This is a genomic window from Streptomyces albidoflavus, assembly GCF_000719955.1.
GTDB lineage: Bacteria > Actinomycetota > Actinomycetes > Streptomycetales > Streptomycetaceae > Streptomyces > Streptomyces albidoflavus.
The window spans coordinates 1-17832 of the sequence record NZ_JOII01000049.1 but is presented as its reverse complement, the minus strand read 5'-3'; the positions used below and the strand labels follow the sequence as shown (position 1 = coordinate 17832).

The 17832-nt window shown below is 72.5% G+C and carries 19 protein-coding genes; 4 read left to right on the top strand and 15 right to left on the bottom strand.

The window, feature by feature from the left end; all coding sequences use genetic code 11:
* Positions 1–5 precede the first annotated feature (5 nt).
* Positions 6–524, bottom strand: coding sequence for a PTS sugar transporter subunit IIB (locus IF45_RS34160; protein WP_256251054.1), 519 nt, complete (start codon positions 522–524; stop codon positions 6–8).
* On the opposite strand from IF45_RS34160, the gene IF45_RS0129360 reads away from it, so the two are divergent.
* The gene (locus IF45_RS0129360; RefSeq protein WP_003950567.1) at positions 406–1692 is read left to right on the top strand and encodes a PTS transporter subunit EIIC; all 1287 of its coding nucleotides are present in this window, start codon (positions 406–408) and stop codon (positions 1690–1692) included. The two genes, IF45_RS34160 and IF45_RS0129360, sit on opposite strands and share 119 nt — an antisense overlap.
* Positions 1693–1697: 5 nt before the next feature.
* On the opposite strand, the gene IF45_RS0129355 is transcribed toward IF45_RS0129360, so the two are convergent.
* The 10 genes from IF45_RS0129355 to clpS all read right to left on the bottom strand — a co-directional run bounded on the left by IF45_RS0129355 (position 1698) and on the right by clpS (position 9924).
* On the bottom strand, positions 1698–2543 hold the full coding sequence (locus IF45_RS0129355; RefSeq protein ID WP_030310549.1) for a DNA polymerase subunit beta: 846 nt from the start codon (positions 2541–2543) through the stop codon (positions 1698–1700).
* 214 nt (positions 2544–2757) lie between these two features.
* Complete coding sequence (locus IF45_RS0129350) at positions 2758–3507, bottom strand: MBL fold metallo-hydrolase (protein WP_003950565.1); 750 nt, start codon at positions 3505–3507, stop codon at positions 2758–2760.
* A gap of 279 nt (positions 3508–3786) precedes the next feature.
* Positions 3787–4737 carry a PLP-dependent cysteine synthase family protein gene (locus IF45_RS0129345; RefSeq protein WP_030310547.1) on the bottom strand — a complete coding sequence of 317 codons (951 nt, stop codon included), beginning with the start codon at positions 4735–4737 and terminating at the stop codon, positions 3787–3789.
* A complete protein-coding gene (locus tag IF45_RS0129340) occupies positions 4737–5021 on the bottom strand; it encodes a MoaD/ThiS family protein (RefSeq protein WP_003950563.1) in 285 nt (94 codons plus the stop codon). The genes IF45_RS0129345 and IF45_RS0129340 overlap by 1 nt, the downstream gene beginning before the upstream one ends.
* A gap of 106 nt (positions 5022–5127) precedes the next feature.
* A complete protein-coding gene (locus IF45_RS33495; protein ID WP_003950562.1) occupies positions 5128–5283 on the bottom strand; it encodes a hypothetical protein in 156 nt (51 codons plus the stop codon).
* A gap of 129 nt (positions 5284–5412) precedes the next feature.
* Positions 5413–5847 carry a M67 family metallopeptidase gene (locus IF45_RS0129330; RefSeq protein WP_003950561.1) on the bottom strand — a complete coding sequence of 145 codons (435 nt, stop codon included), beginning with the start codon at positions 5845–5847 and terminating at the stop codon, positions 5413–5415.
* A gap of 99 nt (positions 5848–5946) precedes the next feature.
* Positions 5947–7392: an amino acid permease gene (locus IF45_RS0129325; RefSeq protein WP_003950560.1), complete on the bottom strand. Its 1446-nt coding sequence runs from the start codon at positions 7390–7392 to the stop codon at positions 5947–5949.
* Between the two features lie 371 nt (positions 7393–7763).
* A complete protein-coding gene (locus IF45_RS0129320) occupies positions 7764–8873 on the bottom strand; it encodes an ABC transporter substrate-binding protein (RefSeq protein WP_015507168.1) in 1110 nt (369 codons plus the stop codon).
* A 134-nt stretch (positions 8874–9007) separates the two neighbouring features.
* Complete coding sequence (locus IF45_RS0129315) at positions 9008–9610, bottom strand: DUF2017 domain-containing protein (protein ID WP_008406552.1); 603 nt, start codon at positions 9608–9610, stop codon at positions 9008–9010.
* A complete protein-coding gene (clpS, locus tag IF45_RS0129310) occupies positions 9610–9924 on the bottom strand; it encodes an ATP-dependent Clp protease adapter ClpS (protein ID WP_008406550.1) in 315 nt (104 codons plus the stop codon). Before clpS ends, IF45_RS0129315 begins: the two co-directional genes overlap by 1 nt.
* A gap of 171 nt (positions 9925–10095) precedes the next feature.
* Between clpS and IF45_RS0129305 the strand changes: the two genes are divergently transcribed.
* Entirely contained in the window at positions 10096–11490 is a 1395-nt protein-coding gene (locus IF45_RS0129305; RefSeq protein ID WP_008406548.1) for a nicotinate phosphoribosyltransferase, read from the top strand.
* Between the two features lie 108 nt (positions 11491–11598).
* Positions 11599–12189: a nicotinamidase gene (locus tag IF45_RS0129300; protein WP_003950555.1), complete on the top strand. Its 591-nt coding sequence runs from the start codon at positions 11599–11601 to the stop codon at positions 12187–12189.
* Positions 12190–12674: 485 nt separating this feature from the next.
* Here the strand turns inward: IF45_RS0129300 and IF45_RS34155 are convergent, their stop codons facing one another.
* Positions 12675–13013 (bottom strand): hypothetical protein, encoded by a 339-nt coding sequence (locus IF45_RS34155; protein ID WP_003950554.1) that lies wholly within the window; start codon positions 13011–13013, stop codon positions 12675–12677.
* Between the two features lie 122 nt (positions 13014–13135).
* Positions 13136–15541 (bottom strand): immune inhibitor A domain-containing protein, encoded by a 2406-nt coding sequence (locus IF45_RS0129290; RefSeq protein WP_008406543.1) that lies wholly within the window; start codon positions 15539–15541, stop codon positions 13136–13138.
* Between the two features lie 447 nt (positions 15542–15988).
* Here IF45_RS0129290 and IF45_RS0129285 point away from each other — a divergent pair, with 447 nt between their 5' ends.
* Positions 15989–16249 (top strand): hypothetical protein, encoded by a 261-nt coding sequence (locus IF45_RS0129285; protein WP_030310544.1) that lies wholly within the window; start codon positions 15989–15991, stop codon positions 16247–16249.
* 100 nt (positions 16250–16349) lie between these two features.
* Here the strand turns inward: IF45_RS0129285 and IF45_RS0129280 are convergent, their stop codons facing one another.
* Positions 16350–17027: an RDD family protein gene (locus tag IF45_RS0129280; RefSeq protein ID WP_008406540.1), complete on the bottom strand. Its 678-nt coding sequence runs from the start codon at positions 17025–17027 to the stop codon at positions 16350–16352.
* A gap of 79 nt (positions 17028–17106) precedes the next feature.
* Positions 17107–17832: RDD family protein (locus IF45_RS0129275; RefSeq protein WP_030310542.1), on the bottom strand; the 726-nt coding region annotated here is incomplete at its 5' end.

Sequence of the window (17832 nt, the reverse complement as noted above, 5' to 3'; positions counted from 1 at the left end):
GCTCGCTACATCAGGTCCTCGATGTCGGCGGCGATGGGGTCGGCGTCGGTGCCGATGACGACCTGGACGGCGGTGCCCATCTTGACGACGCCGTGGGCGCCCGCGGCCTTGAGCGCGGCTTCGTCGACCTTGGACGGGTCGTGGACCTCGGTGCGCAGGCGGGTGATGCAGCCTTCGACCTCGTCGATGTTGTCGATGCCGCCGAGCGCGGCGACGATCTTCTCAGCCTTGCTGGCCATGGGTTCTCCCTCGGGGTGTGCGGGCGCCGACCGGTCCCGACCGGTCCGGTTTGTCACGTTAGCGCACGGTTGGCCCAACTTCGCGGGCGGGGAAACCTGACGTCCCGAAGGATGGCGGTCACCAGCAGGCGACAGCGGGCCGGCCGTCCGCGCAGGGAGGAAGCCGATGAGTACGGCGAACGAGGCGCTCCCCCGCAAGCGATGGTGGAACAGCCTCTTCCAGGGCCTCCAGAAGATGGGCCGCAGCCTCCAGCTCCCGATCGCCGTCCTGCCGGCGGCCGGCATCCTCAACCGGCTCGGCCAGCCGGACGTCTTCGGCGACGAGGGGCTGGGCTGGACGGGCGTCGCCAAGGTGATGGCGGGGGCGGGCGGGGGCCTGCTCGACCCGAACATCGGGCTGCCGCTGCTCTTCTGCGTGGGCGTCGCCATCGGCATGGCGAAGAAGGCGGACGGCTCGACCGCGCTGGCGGCGGTCGCCGGCTTCCTCGTCTACTACAACGTGCTCCAGCAGTTCCCGAAGGACTGCCCGGCCGACACCAAGGACGTGCTGGCGGGGTGCCAGGCGGCGGACGGCTCGGTGGTGGCGTACGAGTACCAGAACCCCGGGGTCTTCGGCGGCATCGTGATCGGCCTGCTCGCCGCCTACTTCTGGCAGCGGTTCCACCGGACGAGGCTGGTGGACTGGCTGGGCTTCTTCAACGGGCGCCGCCTGGTGCCGATCATCATGGCCTTCGTCGCCATCGCCTTCGCCGCGATCTGCCTGTGGATCTGGCCGCCGATCGGTGACGGCCTGGAGAGCTTCAGCGACTGGCTGATCGGGCTCGGCTCGTGGGGCGCGGGCATCTTCGGCGTCGCCAACCGGGCGCTGCTGGTGATCGGCCTGCACCAGTTCCTCAACGTGCCCATCTGGTTCCAGTTCGGCAGCTACACCACCCCGGACGGCCAGGTCGTGCACGGTGACATCACCCGCTTCCTGGCGGGCGACCCGACGGCCGGCCAGTTCACCTCGGGCTTCTTCCCGATCATGATGTTCGCCCTGCCGGCCGCCGCCCTCGCCATCGCCCACTCGGCCAAGCCGCACCGCCGTAAGGAGGTCGGCGGCCTGATGCTCTCGGTCGGCCTGACCTCCTTCGTCACCGGCATCACCGAGCCGCTGGAGTACTCCTTCCTCTTCATCGCCCCGGTCCTCTACGTCATCCACGCCCTGCTGACCGGTGTGTCGATGGCGGTGACCTGGGCGTTCGGCGTCCACGACGGCTTCAGCTTCTCGGCGGGCCTGATCGACTACGTCATCAACTGGGGCCTGGCGACCAAACCCTGGCTCATCATCCCGATCGGCCTCGCCTTCGCCGTCGTCTACTACGTGGTCTTCCGCGTCCTCATCACCAAGCTCGACCTGAAGACCCCGGGCCGGGAGGACGAGGAGGAGGTCGAGGACACCACCAAGGCGTGACCCCGTCAGTCCCGGGCCAGCACCCCCGCGATCCGCGCGTGCAGCGCCTCCGGCACCGGTGTCCCCCACCGGCCGTGCGCCTCGGCGGCCAGCTCCCGCGACCACTGCCAGGAGGCGCGGGCAGCGGCGCGCAGGGCGGCCGCCTCCAGGGGGGCGGTGGTGGCGGTGTACCGGGCGAGGTCGGCGGCGGGCAGATCCTCTTCCGCGGCGCGGCTCGGGGTCAGCCAGTGGTCGGTGGTCCCGCGCAGCAGGCGGCAGAGCTTGAGCTGGAGCGGGGCGACCATGGCGTGCAGCAGGTTGTGGGCGCGGGCGTCCTCGCGGCGGGCGAGGAGGTGGGCGAGCATCAGGGTCCAGTTGGCCAGCTCGCCGGTGAGGTGGGCGGCGCTCTCCACCGGTTCGGGGGCGAGCGGCGCGGTGAGCCGGGCGGCGGCCTCGGTGAGCCGCCCGGTGCGGTCGAGGAGGACGGCGGCGTCCGGGTCGGGCAGGTGGACCATCCCCTGCCAGCCCTCGACGGCCGCGATCCCGGCCCCGGCCTCCTCGAAGTGGAACTCGCCCCGCATCAGGTCGTCCTCGAAGACCACGGCCAGGATGCCGAACTGGTTGGTGTGGGCGAGCGCCGGCCGGCCGAGCGCCCGCAGGAAGCCGGGCCCGTCGAAGCTGTCGGCGTGCCCCTCCCCGAGGAAGAGGTACGCCTCGATGTCCGAGTACGCGTCGGCCTCCCCGGTGGTCCAGGAGCCGTAGAGGAGGACGCCTTCGAGCCGGGGTTCGGCGTGCGCGGCCCGGCGCAGCAGGGCGACGCGGGCGTCGAGCGCCGGGGAGGCGGAGGGGCGGGGTGCGGGGGTACGGGGCATGGTGACGCTGCTCCTGAGCTGAGTGCCGGAAGGTCGCGGGCGCGGGATCGGCGGCAGTCCGCCCGGCCCCCGGTCTCGTACGGGGAGCGGCGGTGTGCGCGGCCGGTGCGGCGCGATCAGCTCACGGAGATGCCCATGGGCGGGAGCGTAGAGGACGGACGGCGGCGGCCGCCAGGAGGTTTCCCGGTGGCCGCCGCCGTCCGCGGCAGTCGCCTCAGACCGTGTACGTGACGCCGGGTTCGGCCAGTGCGGCCGGGCCGTCGTAGACCTCGCGGGCGTCGGTGAGGTTGGTGCGCGGGTCGGTCCACGGCGGGATGTGGGTGAGGAGCAGCCGGCCCGCGCCGGCGCGCTGGGCGGACTCGCCCGCCTCGCGGCCGTTGAGGTGCAGGTCGGGGATGTTCTCCTTGCCGTGCGTGAACGCCGCCTCGCAGAGGTAGAGGTCGGTGCCGGCCGCGAGGGCGTCGAGTTCGGCGCAGGGCCCGGTGTCCCCGGAGTAGGTCAGCGACCGGCCGTCGTGCTCGACGCGGATCGCGTACGCCTCGACGGGGTGCGGGACCCGGACGGTGCGGATCCGGAAGGGGCCCAGGTCGAAGGCGTCTTCCTTGAGGGTGCGGAAGTCGAAGACCTCCGGCATGTGTTCGGCGGAGCTGTCGCCGTAGGCGGTGATGAGCCGCTGCTGGGTGCCTTCGGGGCCGTACACCGGCAGCGCGTCGCAGGGGCCGTCCCCGTGCCGGTAGTACCGGGCGACGAAGTAGGCGCACATGTCGATGCAGTGGTCGGCGTGGAGATGGCTGAGGAAGACCGCGTCGAGGTCGTAGAGACCGGTGTGGCGCTGCAGCTCGCCGAGGGCGCCGTTGCCCATGTCGAGGAGCAGCTGGAAGCCGTCGGCCTCTACGAGGTAGCTCGAACAGGCCGATTCCGCGGAGGGAAACGACCCGGAGCAGCCGACGACGGTGAGCTTCATGGAGCTGGAACCTCCGCGCTGTCTGATACGGACCGGGGGGTCGTGCGGGTCCGTCGAGACTACGGGCCGAAAGGGGCGCGAGGTCCCACGCGTCGGCCGGTTGTGGGGCAACTCACCTGGCGTGTCACCGGTTCGGAGTGCGGCGGGAGCGCGGGGTCGGACGGTGTGCGGGCCGGTCCTGCCCGGGCGTGGCGCGGCGGCGGAAAGGGGGGTGCGCCCAGTGCGCGGACACGTACGGCCGGGCTCCGCGCGGGAGCCCGGCCGGGGTGGCGGAGGGGATCAGGCCCAGAGCTGGCCGTACAGGGTCTCGATCGCCTCTTCGGTGGTGGCGGCGGTGTAGACGCCGGTGGAGAGGTACTTCCAGCCGCCGTCGGCGACGACGAAGACGATGTCGGCGCTCTCGCCGGCCTTGACGGCCTTGCGGCCGACGCCGATGGCGGCGTGCAGGGCGGCGCCGGTGGAGACGCCGGCGAAGATGCCTTCCTGCTGGAGCAGTTCCCGGGTGCGGCTGACCGCGTCGGCGGAGCCGACCGAGAACCGGCTGGTGAGGACGGAGGCGTCGTACAGCTCGGGGACGAACCCCTCGTCGAGGTTGCGCAGCCCGTAGACCACGTCGTCGTACCGGGGTTCGGCGGCGACGATCGCGACACCGGGCTTCTGCTCGCGCAGGTACCGGCCGACGCCCATCAGGGTGCCGGTGGTGCCGAGCCCGGCCACGAAGTGGGTGACCGAGGGGAGGTCGGCGAGGATCTCGGGGCCGGTGGTGGCGTAGTGGGCGCCGGCGTTGTCCGGGTTGCCGTACTGGTAGAGCATGACCCAGTCCGGGTGCTCGGCGGCCAGTTCCTTGGCGACCCGTACTGCGGTGTTGGAGCCGCCGGCGGCCGGGGAGGAGACGATCTCCGCGCCCCACATGGCGAGCAGGTCGCGCCGTTCCTGGGAGGTGTTCTCCGGCATGACGCAGACGATGCGGTAGCCCTTGAGCCTGGCCGCCATGGCGAGCGAGATGCCGGTGTTGCCGCTGGTCGGCTCCAGGATGGTGCAGCCCGGGGTGAGCCGGCCGTCCTTCTCGGCCTGCTCGACCATGTGCAGGGCCGGGCGGTCCTTGACGGAGCCGGTGGGGTTGCGGTCCTCCAGCTTCGCCCAGATCCGTACGTCGTCGGAGGGCGACAGCCTCGGGAGCCGGACCAGCGGGGTGTTCCCGACGGCCGCGAGCGGGGAGTCGTAGCGCATCAGAGCGCCGCGGAGCCGCCGGCGACGGCCGGGAGGATGGTGACGTTGTCCCCGTCGGCGACCTTGGTGTCGATGGAGTCGAGGAAGCGGACGTCCTCGTCGTTCAGGTAGACGTTGACGAAGCGGCGGAGCTGGTCGCCGTCGACGATGCGCTCCTTGATCCCCGCGTGCCGTGTCTCCAGGTCGTCGATCAGCTCGGCCAGCGTGGTGCCGCTGCCTTCGACGGTCTTGGCGCCGTCGGTGTAGGTGCGGAGGATGGTCGGGATGCGGACCTCGATGGCCATGGCGTGGGCTCCTGTCGTGGAGTGGGTACGGCGTGCGTGCGCGGCTCGGCTGCACGGGGGTGCCCGGCGGGGCGCGAGGGCCGCGGGTCGGGCGGTCGGGGCGGGATCAGCCCTGACAGATGGTGCTGGTGATCCGGCACAGGTCGACGTGCAGGCGCTGACTGGCTCCGCGTCCGAAGGCTCCCAGGAGGAGGGTGGAGGCGGAGCACAGTGCGGTGGGCGCCGTGCCCTGCGTCCTGTCGCTCACGTCATGGGGAACCATGCGGTCATCGTATCGATTCCCGCACGGTGTTCCGCAGCTCCGTCTTGACTGGCGGACGGTTTACGGCCGCATGACGGACAGACGCCAGGAGCAGGGCGCCCGGCGCCTCGCGCGGGCCCGCGAACGGCCTCAGCCGGCGGCCGGGTACGCGGCCACCACCTGCACGTCTTCCTCCGTGATCTCGCCGTCCACGATCCGGAACGAGCGGAACTGGAAGGGGCCGGCGTCGTCCGTGTCGGCGGTCGAGACGAGGACGTAGTGGGCGCCGGGCTCGTTGGCGTAGGTCACGTCGGTGCGCGAGGGGTACGCCTCGGTGGCGGTGTGCGAGTGGTAGACGATCACCGGCTCCTCGTCCCGGTCGTCCAGCTCCCGGTAGAGCTTGAGCAGGTCCATCGAGTCGAACTCGTAGAAGGTGGGGGACCTCGCGGCGTTGAGCATCGGGATGAACCGCTCGGGCCGGCCGCTGCCCGCCGGGCCGGCCACGATGCCGCATGCCTCGTCGGGGTGGTCGGCGCGTGCGTGGGCGACGATTTGGTCGTGGAGGGCCTGGGTGAGGGTCAGCATGGGCCCAGGATAAGCAGACGGGCCCGCCCGTACCGAGGGGTGGTACGAGCGGGCCCGCATGGTGGACAGCGGGTGTCCGGCAGCGGCCGGACCCTGTCGTCAGCGCTTGGCGAAGGCCGCGTTCTGCGGGTCGCGGGCGCGCAGCACCCGGTAGGAGACGAGCAGGATCGCCGCCCAGAGCGGGGCGCAGTACAGCGAGATCCGGGTGTCCGGGTCGATGCCCATCATCACGACGACCAGCGCGAGGAAGCACAGCGCGAACCAGCTGGTGAACGGCGCCCCCGGGGCCCGGAACGAGGAGACCGGCAGCTCGCCGCGGTCGGCCTTGGCCCGGTAGCGGATCTGGCAGACCAGGATCATGACCCAGGCCCACATGCCGGAGATGGTGGCGAAGGAGACCACGTAGTTGAAGGCCTCACCGGGCCACTGGTAGTTGATCCAGACGCCGACCATCATCAGCGCCGCCGAGAAGGTGGTGCCGACCAGCGGGGTGCCGCTGCGGGTGAGGCGGGTGAAGAACTTCGGGCCCTGCCCGTTGAGGGCGAGGTCGCGCAGCATCCGGCCGGTGGAGTACATGCCGGAGTTGCAGGAGGAGAGCGCCGCCGTCAGCACGACGAAGTTGACAATGGCGGCGCCGACGCCGAGCCCCATCTTCTCGAAGGCCGCGACGAACGGGCTGATGCCGGGCTGGAACTCGGTCCAGGGCACCACCGAGAGGATCATGACGAGCGCGCCGACGTAGAAGACGGCGATGCGCCACGGCACGGTGTTGATCGCCTTGGGCAGCGTCTTCTCGGGGTCCTTGGACTCGCCGGCGGTGACGCCGACCAGCTCGACCGCGAGGAAGGCGAACATGACGATCTGGAGCGTCATCAGCGTGCCGCCGATGCCCTCCGGGAAGAAGCCGCCCTGGTTCCACAGGTGGGCCACGGTGGCGGTGTCCCCGGCGTCGGAGAAGCCCAGCGTCAGGATGCCGACGCAGATCAGGATCATGCCGACGATGGCGGTGACCTTGACCATGGAGAACCAGAACTCCAGTTCGCCGAAGATCTTCACGGAGATCAGGTTGGCCCCGTAGAGGATGATCGTGAAGAGGAGGGCCGACACCCATTGCGGGACGTCGAACCAGTACGTCATGTACTGGGCGGCGGCGGTCACCTCGGTGATGCCGGTGACCACCCAGAACAGCCAGTAGGTCCAGCCGGTGACGAACCCGGCGAACGGGCCGATGAACTCACGGGCGTACTCCGAGAAGGATCCGGAGACCGGCCGGTACATCAGCAGCTCGCCCAGGGCGCGCATGATGAAGAAGATGACGAGGCCCGCGATGGCGTAGGCCAGGATGAGGCTGGGGCCGGCCTTCGAGATGGCCTTGCCCGCGCCGAGGAAGAGGCCGGTGCCGATGGCCCCGCCGATGGCGATCATCTGGATCTGGCGGGCGCCGAGGCCCCGCTGGTAACCCTCGCCGCCGTGCGGCGTGGACGGGCCGCCTCGCCCGGGGCCCGGCTCTCCGTCGCTGACGGTGTCGACCTGAGTCGAGGACATGGTGGTGCGCCTTTCTCCGCCGGGCCGTGGCCTTCCGTCGGCCGTGACCCGGGTCCCGATCCCCCCGGATGTGGATGTGGAGTACCGCCCACCGGGGTCCGCCGGCGGGGACGCGCCCACGAGAACAGGGGTGGCGTCCGCGTGGGTGGTCGTGAAGGTCTACCACGCGGAAGCTTTCATTCCACTTGGCGGTCTGTGACCCGGTCCACAAACAGAAGGGGACATTCCGCCTGCCGGACGGCATAGGCGGCCGGGCCTTTGACGCCATCGTTATACGGATTTGGGCGTCCGTTGAGCGAACAGCGGGCCCCGCGCGACAGCCGCCGGAAGCCCCTCCCGGACCTCCGGCGGCCAGGCCCCGCCTTGCGGGCTCAGCCTTGGTGCAGTACGCGGAACCGCCCCGGCTCCGCCGGGTCCCGGTCGGCCACCTGGACCGGCGGCCAGACCCACTGCCGCACCCCGATCCCCGGCAGCCGGGAGAACCGGATCTCGCCCCGGGTGCCCACGACCGCCCCGCCCTCCCAGGCCCGCGCGACATCCGCCCGCCCGGTGCCGTACGTCCGCAGCGCCCCGGCGAGGACGGCCACGGTGTCCCACCCCTCGTAGGCGACGAAGGAGGGCTCCTCGCCCAGCCGCGCCCGCAGCGCCTCGCCGACGCGGACGGCCGGCGGACCGGGCCGCTCGGGCAGGTAGCGCAGGAAGGGGACCCCGGCGCCGTCGGCGCCCAGCGCCGCGAGCCACCTCGGGAACTCCGGCTGCCCGGCCGGGGCCCCGACCAGCACCCCGTCGAGCCGCCGGTCGGCGCGGACGGCACGGACCAGCGGGACCGCCGGCTGCGGGGTCCCGGCGAGCAGCAGCAGCGCCGTGGCACCGTCCTCGGCCAGCGCGTCGCACAGTTCCCGGGGGGTGAGCGCGTCGGCGTCCAGCTCGGTGACGGAGCCACCCCGCTGCCCGAGGTGGTCGCGGAGGATGCGGGTCCCGGTCTCCCAGTACAGGCTCGCCTGCCGGGCCACGGCGATCCGGCGGTGGCCCGCCGCGAGCAGGAAGCCGGCGTAGCTCCGCCAGCCGTGCGACTGGGCCGGGGCGAGCCGCGCGACCCACGTGGCCGGCTCCTCGGTGAGCGCGTCGAGCACCGCCGAGGAGCAGAGGAACGGCACCCCGAGCGCCTCGGCCCGGACGGCGGCGGCCCGCGCGACGACGCTGTGGTACTCCCCCGCCACGGCGGCCACCCCGAGCCCCGCCAGCTCCTCGACGGCCGCCTCGGCCCGCCCCGGATCCGCCGCGGTGTCCCGCACCAGCAGTTCCAGCGGGCGCCCGCCGATCCCGCCGGCCGCGTTCACCTCGTCCACCCCCAGTTCGAGGCCGGCGAGCAGATGGCGGCCCGCCTCGGTCCAGCCGGGGCGCGTCAGGGGGACGAGGGCGCCGAGCGGAACGGGCGGCGGCCCGCTCTCGGGCGTGGTGTGGGGCGGCGGTGGCGACATGTGCACGGGCGGGCCCTTCTCCTGGGAACGCGGCCACGCCCCTGGAGCGCAACTCTTCAGGCCATTGCAGCGGCGCCGGGCGCGGGGTTCAACCGATTACAACCGACTCCCCCGCGCCCGGCATCCGGGGCGGTTCAGCCGCCCGCCGTCAGCGTCTCGATCAGGCTCTCCTGGAGCCCCGCCAGCCACAGCTGGGCGATGACCATCGGCTTGCGCGGGTCGGAGTCCGGGAGCTGGAACAGCTCGTCGGTGTCGGACTCGTCGCGCAGGTCGAGCCGGGCCGCGATGGCCAGGCGCAGGTCGTTGAGGGCGCCGATCCACTGGCGGGACTGGTCGGGGGTCAGCTCGACGGTGCCGCCGCCCTCGCTGTCGACCGGGACGGCGTCGAGGGTGCGGACGACCAGCAGGGCGGACTCGCGCTTGGCGGCCCGCAGGTCGTTCTCGGTGAAGCGGCGGAACTCGGCCGAGCGGGCCCGCAGCTCCTCGGCCTCCTGCGCGGTGGCGGCGGTGGCCGGGTCGGCGTACGCGTCGGGGAAGAGGCGGCGCAGGACCGGGTCGGTGGGCGCCTCGCTCGGGCCCTCGGCGAACAGCTCGGCGAGCGGGTCGTCGCCGAGGTGGTCGTCGCCGGGGCCGATCAGCTCCAGGAGCTGCACCGCCAGCGAGCGGATGATGGAGATCTCGACGGCGTCGAGAGCGGCCGCGGCGCCCTTCTCGGTGGGCTCGAAGTACCCGGCCATCAGGCGCGGTCCTGCTGGAGGGTGGCCCAGAGCCCGTAGCCGTGCATGGCCTGCACGTCGCGCTCCATCTCCTCGCGGCTGCCGCTGGAGACGACGGCGCGCCCCTTGTGATGGACGTCGAGCATCAGCTTGTTGGCCTTCTCCTTGGAGTACCCGAAGTACGCCTGGAAGACGTAGGCGACGTAGCTCATCAGGTTCACCGGGTCGTTGTGGACGAGGGTGACCCAGGGCAGGTCGGGTTCGGGTACGGCGAAGGTCTCCTCCGCCGCTGCGGGTTGCTCGGTCTCTGCGGGCGACACACTCACCCTGCCCATGCTGCCATCCGGGGCGCGCGGGCGCACAAACGGCGGGCCCGGGAAGGTTTCGCGCCGCGCGGACGGACCCCGGACCAGAAATCGTCATACTGACGTTAAGTGGGGTAGCATCCAGCCGTGCCCGCCGCTGTGGCGGTCGTCGGCCGCACCCGGAAATGCGAGGTTGTCCCCGTGAGCACTGCGGAACCCAGGAACACGGCACCCGATGGCCGCCCGGCCCGGACCGGCGAGGACGCGCTGCGGCTGCCGGTCGAGGTGCCGTCCACGGCCCTGTTCACCGACCACTACGAGCTGACGATGCTCCAGGCGGCCCTCGCCGCCGGGACCGCCGACCGCCCGTGCGTCTTCGAGGTCTTCACCCGCAAGCTCCCCGAGGGCCGCCGGTACGGCGTGCTCGCCGGAGTCGGCCGGGTCCTGGACGCCGTCGAGCACTTCCGCTTCGAGCCGGCCCAGCTCGACCACCTCCGCGCCCACGACGTCGTCGACGAGGCGACCCTCGACTACCTGGCCGGCTACCGCTTCAGCGGCACCATCTCCGGCTACCCGGAGGGCGAGGTGTACTTCCCCGGCTCCCCGGTCCTGCGGGTCGAGGGCACCTTCGCCGAGTGCGTCCTGCTGGAGACGGTGATCCTCTCCATCCTCAACCACGACTCGGCCATCGCGGCGGCCGCCTCCCGGATGTCCTCGGCGGCCGCCGGGCGGCCCCTCATCGAGATGGGGGCGCGGCGCACCCACGAACTGGCCGCCGTCGCCGCCTCCCGCGCCGCGTACATCGGCGGCTTCACCACCACCTCCGACCTGGCCGCCGGGTTCCGCTACGACATCCCGACCACCGGGACCAGCGCCCACGCCTTCACCCTGCTGCACGACAACGAGCGGGACGCCTTCGAGGCCCAGGTGGCCGCGCTCGGCCGGGGCACGACGCTGCTGGTCGACACCTACGACGTCCAGGAGGCCGTCCGCACCGCCGTCGAGGTGGCCGGACCGGAGCTGGGCGCGGTCCGGATCGACTCCGGGGACCTGCTGCTCGTCGCCCACCGGGTCCGCGACCAGCTCGACCGCCTCGGGGCGCGCGACACCCGGATCGTCGTCACCTCCGACCTCGACGAGTACGCCATCGCCTCACTGGCCGCCGCGCCGGTGGACGCGTACGGGGTCGGGACCCAGCTCGTGACCGGCAGCGGGCACCCCACCTGCTCCATGGTCTACAAGCTGGTGGCGCGGGCCCGTTCCACCGAGCCCGGGGCGCCGCTGGAGCCGGTGGCCAAGAAGTCGCTGGGCGGGAAGACCTCGCTGGGCGGGCGGAAGTGGGCGGCCCGGCGCCGCGACGCCGAGGGCGTCGCCGAGGCCGAGGTCGTCGGGACCGGGCCGGTGCCGCCGGAGCTGGCCGACGCACAGCTCCTGGTCGAGCTGGTGCGCGACGGCGAGGTGGTCGGGCGGGAGCCGATGGACGTGGCGCGCGAGCGGCACGCCGCCGCACGGGCCGCACTGCCGCTCTCCGCCACCCAGCTCTCCAAGGGGGAACCGGTCATCCCGACCGAGTACGTGGCCCCGCAGCCGGGCTGAGGCCCGCCCGACCCTGCCGAACCGGGCCCCCGGTGCCTACGCTCGACAGTGAGAGCCGCCGGCCCCGCCCGCACCGTCCGTATCCGCTCCGCCACCGAAGGACACGCCATGCGCCGCGCACTGATCGTCGTCGACGTCCAGAACGACTTCTGCGAGGGCGGCAGCCTCGCCGTCACCGGCGGGGCGGAGGTGGCCGCCGCGATCACCGAGCACCTCGACGGGCCCGGGCGGGAGCTCTACGACCACGTCGTCGCCACCCGCGACCACCACATAGAACCGGGCGACCACTTCTCCGCCCGCCCCGACTTCCGGGACTCCTGGCCGGTGCACTGCGTGGCCGGGACCGAGGGGGCCGGCTTCCACCCCGCCTTCGCGCCCGCCCTGGTCTCCGGGGCCGTGGAGGCCGTCTTCGACAAGGGCGCCTACTCGGCCGCCTACAGCGGGTTCGAGGGGGTCGACGAGAACGGGGTCGGCCTCGCCGACTGGCTGCGCGGACAAGGGGTCACCGATGTCGATGTGGTCGGGCTCGCCACCGACTACTGCGTCCGCGCCACCGCCCTGGACGCCCTCGCCGCGGGGTTCGGCACCCGCGTCCTCCTCGACCTCGCCGCCGGGGTCGCCCCCGACTCCGTCGCCACCACCGTCACCGAACTCCGCGAGGCGGGGGCTGTCCTCACGGGGAAGCCCGCCCAGACCTGAGCAGGGCCTGACCTGGCCACTTGCCCGCACCGGCCCCGGGTGCGGTGGCCTCAAGCGCCGACCGACTGCAGGGTGCGGGGTCAATTGGAGCAAGGCGGCCTAGCGTGCAGTTTGCTGCGGGGGCACCCCGACACGACCCCACCCCACGGTCTCGTACGCGGCCGACCGCCGGAGGGGAGATAAGGCCGTCACCGATGACTCGCTCCTCCACAGTGACCACCGTCGTTGCTTCAGCTGGCCACAAAGATCCCACCATGCAGTTTGTGAGGAGGTACCCCGGCCCGGCCCCGCCCGACCCACGCGGGGAACGAACCGCGAACCCCTACAGCCCGGCCGGCGCTTGAGGCCAATCGGTGACCCGCAGGGTCACGGGCGGACAGGTCGGGGCGGAGCCGAGCCACAGAAAGACAGCCCGGCCGGCGCCTGAGGCCACCCCGGACCGGCGCGAGCAACAACCCCCACCCCAGCCGCGGCGCAGCCAAGAGTCAGGCGAGCAGCGCCCGAATCGGGCGCCAGAGCTCGGGCGCCCGGGACACGGAAAGATCCCCGGCCGGCGCAGGAGCCGCCGCCCGCCATATGAGCCCGTCCGGATGATGAAGGACGGCCGTGATCTCGTCCGGGGTCGGAGGCGCCCCGTTCCCCCGGAGATAGACGGCCCGCAGCCCGAGGTTGCGCAACCGGGTCAGGGCCCGCGCCCTGTTCTTGGCATGGACGAGCACCCGCACCCGCTGCTCCCCCCGCCCACCCCCGGGCGTCGGCGCGGGAAGACTCAGCGCGACGACGACGCTACCCCCCGGCATCCGGACAAATCCACCTGCGGCCATCCCTCAGCTCACCCCCGTGAGAAGTCGTGTCAATAAGACGGTCACGGGTGCATCTAAGCGCGATCGGCCGCCGCCCGCTAGGGGGCGACGGCCGACAAGGCGCTGACCTGCGGTTTTGCGAGCTACTTCAGCGAGGGCCCGACCTTCACCGTGATCGTCTTGCCGCTCAGCGGCTCCTTGGTGATGGTGATCCGGGTGTTGGTGTCAGTGACCTTGACCGACCCGGTGGGGTTCGCCGCGTCGTAGTAGCGCCCGGGGAACCCGTCGTCGAAGACGGGGATGCCGAGCTTCGGCTTGACCTTGGCGGGCTTGCCGTCCTGGTGGAGGGTGAAGCCCTGCGTCGGGTACCAGCTGAAGGGCGCGTCGTACGCCTGGATCCGGTTGCGCATGATCGTTCCGTCGGCCCACTTCTCGGCCTTCGGGTGGGCGTCGACGGGCAGCACGCGGCCCTCACCGGGGTGGACGCCGGTGTTGTTGTCCTTCTGGGAGGTGTCCCACAGCCAGATCAGCAGGCCGTTCTGGTAGGGGAAGTGCTCGACCCAGTCGGGGCGCGTCGAGGTCCAGCCGAAGTTGTACGGGCCGGTCTTCAGCGTGGTGTCGTAGCTGACGTACTGGCGGTTCTCGGCGATGTAGTACTGCGGGTAGTCCTGGGTGAAGGAGGCGCCGATGCGCTGGAAGCCCTTGGCGGTCCAGCCGTTGTCGCCGTCCTCGGCGCCGTCGGCGAAGAGCTCCTCGCCGTCGGCGGTCAGGGAGATCGCGTCGGCGGCGAAGCCGGGCTCGGCCAGGCCGCCGTCGGTCTGGTAGCGGAACCGCAGCTCGATCTGCTGGCCGGCGTAGGCGTCCAGCGGGAAGGAGAGGGCGCGGTAGCCGTCGGAGACGCCGTGCAGGGCGGGGGTGTCGCCGCCGTCGCGGGGCAGCGGCTTGCCGTCGACGGTGCCGTCGAGCGCGGTCCAGTTCGCGCCGCCGTCGGTGGAGACCTCGGTGTAGAGGAAGTCGTAGTTCTCCTCGATGTTCCACCAGCCCTGGAGGTCCAGGGTGGCGGCGGACTTGCCGGTGAGGTCGACCGGGCGGGTCAGGGTGTTCTTGAGGTCGTCGCCGCTGTCGGACCACCACTGGCTGGAGCCCTCGGCGGGCTCGGTGATGGTGGTGGTGACTTCCTTCTCGGGCAGCTCGACCACGAGGGCCTGCTTGTCCTTGGTGTTGTACTCGGCGACGCCCAGCTTGTGCGTCGACCTGGTGCCCGCCTTGGCGGTGGCGTAGTCGAGCCAGCCCAGCTGGAGCTTGTCCCAGGCGGTCATGTCGCCGGGCAGGTTGCCGATCTCGGTCTTGCCGGTACCGAGCCAGGAGCCCGAGGACATCAGCGACCAGAAGGCGGTGGAGTTCTCGCCGGCGCCACTGGTGTCGTAGTGGTCGGGCAGGCCGAGGTCGTGGCCGTACTCGTGGGCGAAGACGCCGAGGCCGCCGTTCTCGGGCTGGACGGTGTAGTCGCCGACCCAGATGCCGGTGTCGCCGATCTGGGCGCCGCCCGCCTTGTTGCCGGCCGGGCCGGTCTTGCCGGCGTCGGTGCCGTACGCGTACCAGCGGTGGGCCCAGATGGCGTCGGTGCCCTGGGCGCCGCCGCCCGCGGACTCGTCCTCGCCGGCGTGGACGATCTGGAAGTGGTCGATGTAGCCGTCGGGCTCGTTGAAGTCGCCGTCGCCGTCGAAGTCGTAGCGGTCCCAGGTGTCGTACTTGGCCAGCTGCTCCTTGATCTCGGCGTCGGAGCGGCCTGCGGCCTTCTGGTCGGCGGCCCACTGGTTGACGCCGTCGCGGACGACGTCCCAGACGTTGGCGCAGTTGGTGTCGCCGCAGTAGTTGGAGCCGTAACGGGCCTCGTTGTAGTCGACCTTGACCCAGTCGGTGACCTCGCCGTCGACCGAGTAGCGGCCCGAGGACTGCTTCTCGTAGTACTTCTTGACGGACTCCTTGTTCTTCTCCGTGGAGAAGTACAGGTCCTGGAAGTGGTCGCGGGAGAAGTCCGCCTTCCAGTCGGTGGAGTTGTCGTTCTTCCGGTCGGGCTCGGCGATCTGGTTGTGCAGCGGGCCGGGCTCGCCGCCGTACTTGACGACGGGCTCCTCGGGGCCCTCGGGGCCGTCCGGGTCGTACATCGTGGTGTCGTCGACCTTGTCGCCGAACTCCACGAGGATGGTGAAGATCTGGTCGGTCTTCTCCCGGCCCAGCTCGACGTACTTGCCGTCGTCGAGGCGCAGGACCCGGGAGCCGTCGCGCTGGCTGGCCTTCTTGTCGCCGGATATGAGCTGGCGCAGGGCCTCGCCGCGCTGCTTCTCCTGCTTCTCGCTGAACGGGCCTTCGAGGTTGTGCTCGACGTGGCCCTTGGCGGGCGCCGGGTCGCGGCGCTCGACGGCCTGGTCGTCTCCGGCCGGGCGGTCGGCTGCCTGTGCGGTGCCGACGGCCGCGGTGGTCGCGCCTATCGCGGCGATGGCCACGCTCAGGGCGGTGGCCCTGAAGGCTCTGCGATGTCTGCTCACGTGTGCGCTGTCCTCCCGAGAGGCCGGGCGCCGGGGACTGCGGCCTGTTGCCGCGTCTCCGCCCGGCACGGAACACAAGTGACGACATTCGACCGGAGTGGCGGAAGAAAAGACAGGTCTTGACTTGAACAGGTCAATAACGTTATGCGGAGCGCCGGTTGGCGGGACGGGCGCCCGGACGGCGGCCGACTGTACGGCCGTGCGCCACCGGAGCGCCAGCCTTCCGCACCCGGTGACCCCGTGCGCCCCCGCGTGCCTCACCGCCGAAGTACCGTGCGGCTTACCGGTCTTGGGCGTGGGGCATCGCCTCCCTTGAGGCCGACCACGGCCCGGCCCGGCCGCCCGGTGCCCCACCCGCGCGGCCGGCCGCACCAACGTTCCGCGCCTCCCCGCCGTCCCGAGGGCCGGGGTGGCACGACACCCCCGAGACGCACAGGACGGTCCGCCATGGCTCGCCCCACCCCCGCCCAGTACGCCACCGGTACGGCCACCGTGGTCCTCGCCACGCTCGCCCTGCTGCTGCTCACCGGGACGACCGGCGGGGCGGGGGTGGCGCTGATCGCCGCCGCCGCGCTCGGCCTCGGGCTCGGCGCCGCCTGCGCGGTGGCCCGGGCGCGCCCCGCCGCCCCGGCCGGTACGCGCCACGAGGCCGTCCGGCGCCACGCCGGGGTCGCCGTGCCCGGCGGGGAGCGGGGGCTGCGGGGCTGAGCCGGCGGGAACGCGAAGGTCCCGGCCGGGCTCCCTGGGGGAGCCCGGCCGGGACCTGGTGTGGCCGCCGCCGCGCGGCCTGCCGGGTGCGGGGTGCCGGTCAGCCGGTGGTGACCTCGACCGTCTTCGCCGCCTTGTCGTGGAGCCCCTGCTTGTAGGGGCGGTCGAAGAAGCTCCAGCCGCCGCAGATGATGGTCCAGATGCAGGCGCAGCAGAAGGCGAACGGCAGCCAGAGGACCACCGCGCGGATCAGGGAGGTCTGGGTGCTGGGCGTCGCGCCGTTGCTCAGGTCGGCGACGCGCAGGTGCAGGAGGCGCTTGCCGACCGTCTGCCCGGTGCGGGCGGTGAGGATCGTGTCGTAGGCGATGTAGAGGATGGCGGCGATCAGGGACTGGCCGAAGGACTTGCCGGCGTCGATGTTGTCGACGTCCGAGTCCCAGGTGCCGACGTTGAAGAGCATCGACAGCAGCCAGACCACGACACCGACGATGATCATGTCGATGACCCGGGCCAGCACCCGCTTGCCGCTCGGCGCCAGCGGCGGCATGCCCGCCAGCGGGTCACCGCCGTACGGGCCGCCTCCCCCGGCCGGGCCGTAGGGTCCGCCGCCGCCGGGGGGCGGCGGGTTGTCGTACGGGTTGCCGCCGTACGGGTCGCCCCCGCCACCGCCCTGCGGGGGCGGGTCGTAGGGGCTGCCGCCGCCGGACGGGGGCGGCTTGCGGAACGGGTCGTCGTCCGGCGAGTTGCCGGACCCGGGGGGCGGCGGTTCGGTCGTCATGGGCCGAGTCGACCGTGCCCCGGGTCCCGCCGCATCCGCCGGGGAGCCGTCCGGGGGAGGCGGCCGCGCCGGATTGGGCCTATCGGGCGACGAAGGTGCGGGCCGCCTTGTCGTGCCAGCACTGGCGCCAGGGCCGGTCGAAGAGGCACCACAGGACACCGGCCACGCCGACCACCAGCAGCCCGGAGACGCTGTACACCAGCCAGCGCCTGAGCGCCGCCCCGAAGGCCGGGGCGTCGTGCTCCTCGATGTCCTGGACGCGCAGCCCGAACAGCTTCTTGCCGAGGGTGCGGCCCCACTTGGCGGTGGGCAGCGCCTCGTAGACGACGCCGAAGAGGAGGAGTACGGCGAGGACCGCGGCGAGGTACCCGGCGGTGGTGCCGTCCAGGAGCCAGACGGTGACGGTCCGTCCGGAAAGCTTGGCCGCCTCGATCTTGGCGTCGAGGTGGTCGCGGGCGGCCGAGGCCAGGGGTACGGCCGCGGCCGCGGTCACGGCACCGACCACCAGGGTGTCGACGAGCCGGGCGGCCAGCCGCCGCCCCAGTCCGGCCGGGCGGGCGGCGGCCTGGGCCCGGGCGGCCGCGAGGAACGGGTCCTCGACGGGCGGCTTCCAGGGGACCACCGGGACGTTCTCGTCGCCCCGGGCGGGGGCGACGGGCACGGCCGGGGCAGCCGGTGCGGCGGGCGCCGGGGGCTGCTGGGCCCAGCCGGGCTGGACCGGGGCCGGCTGCTGGACCGGGGCCGGGGCGGGCGCGGGCCGGGGCTGGGGTACGGCGGGGGCGGCGGGCTGTTCGGTGGCCGGGGC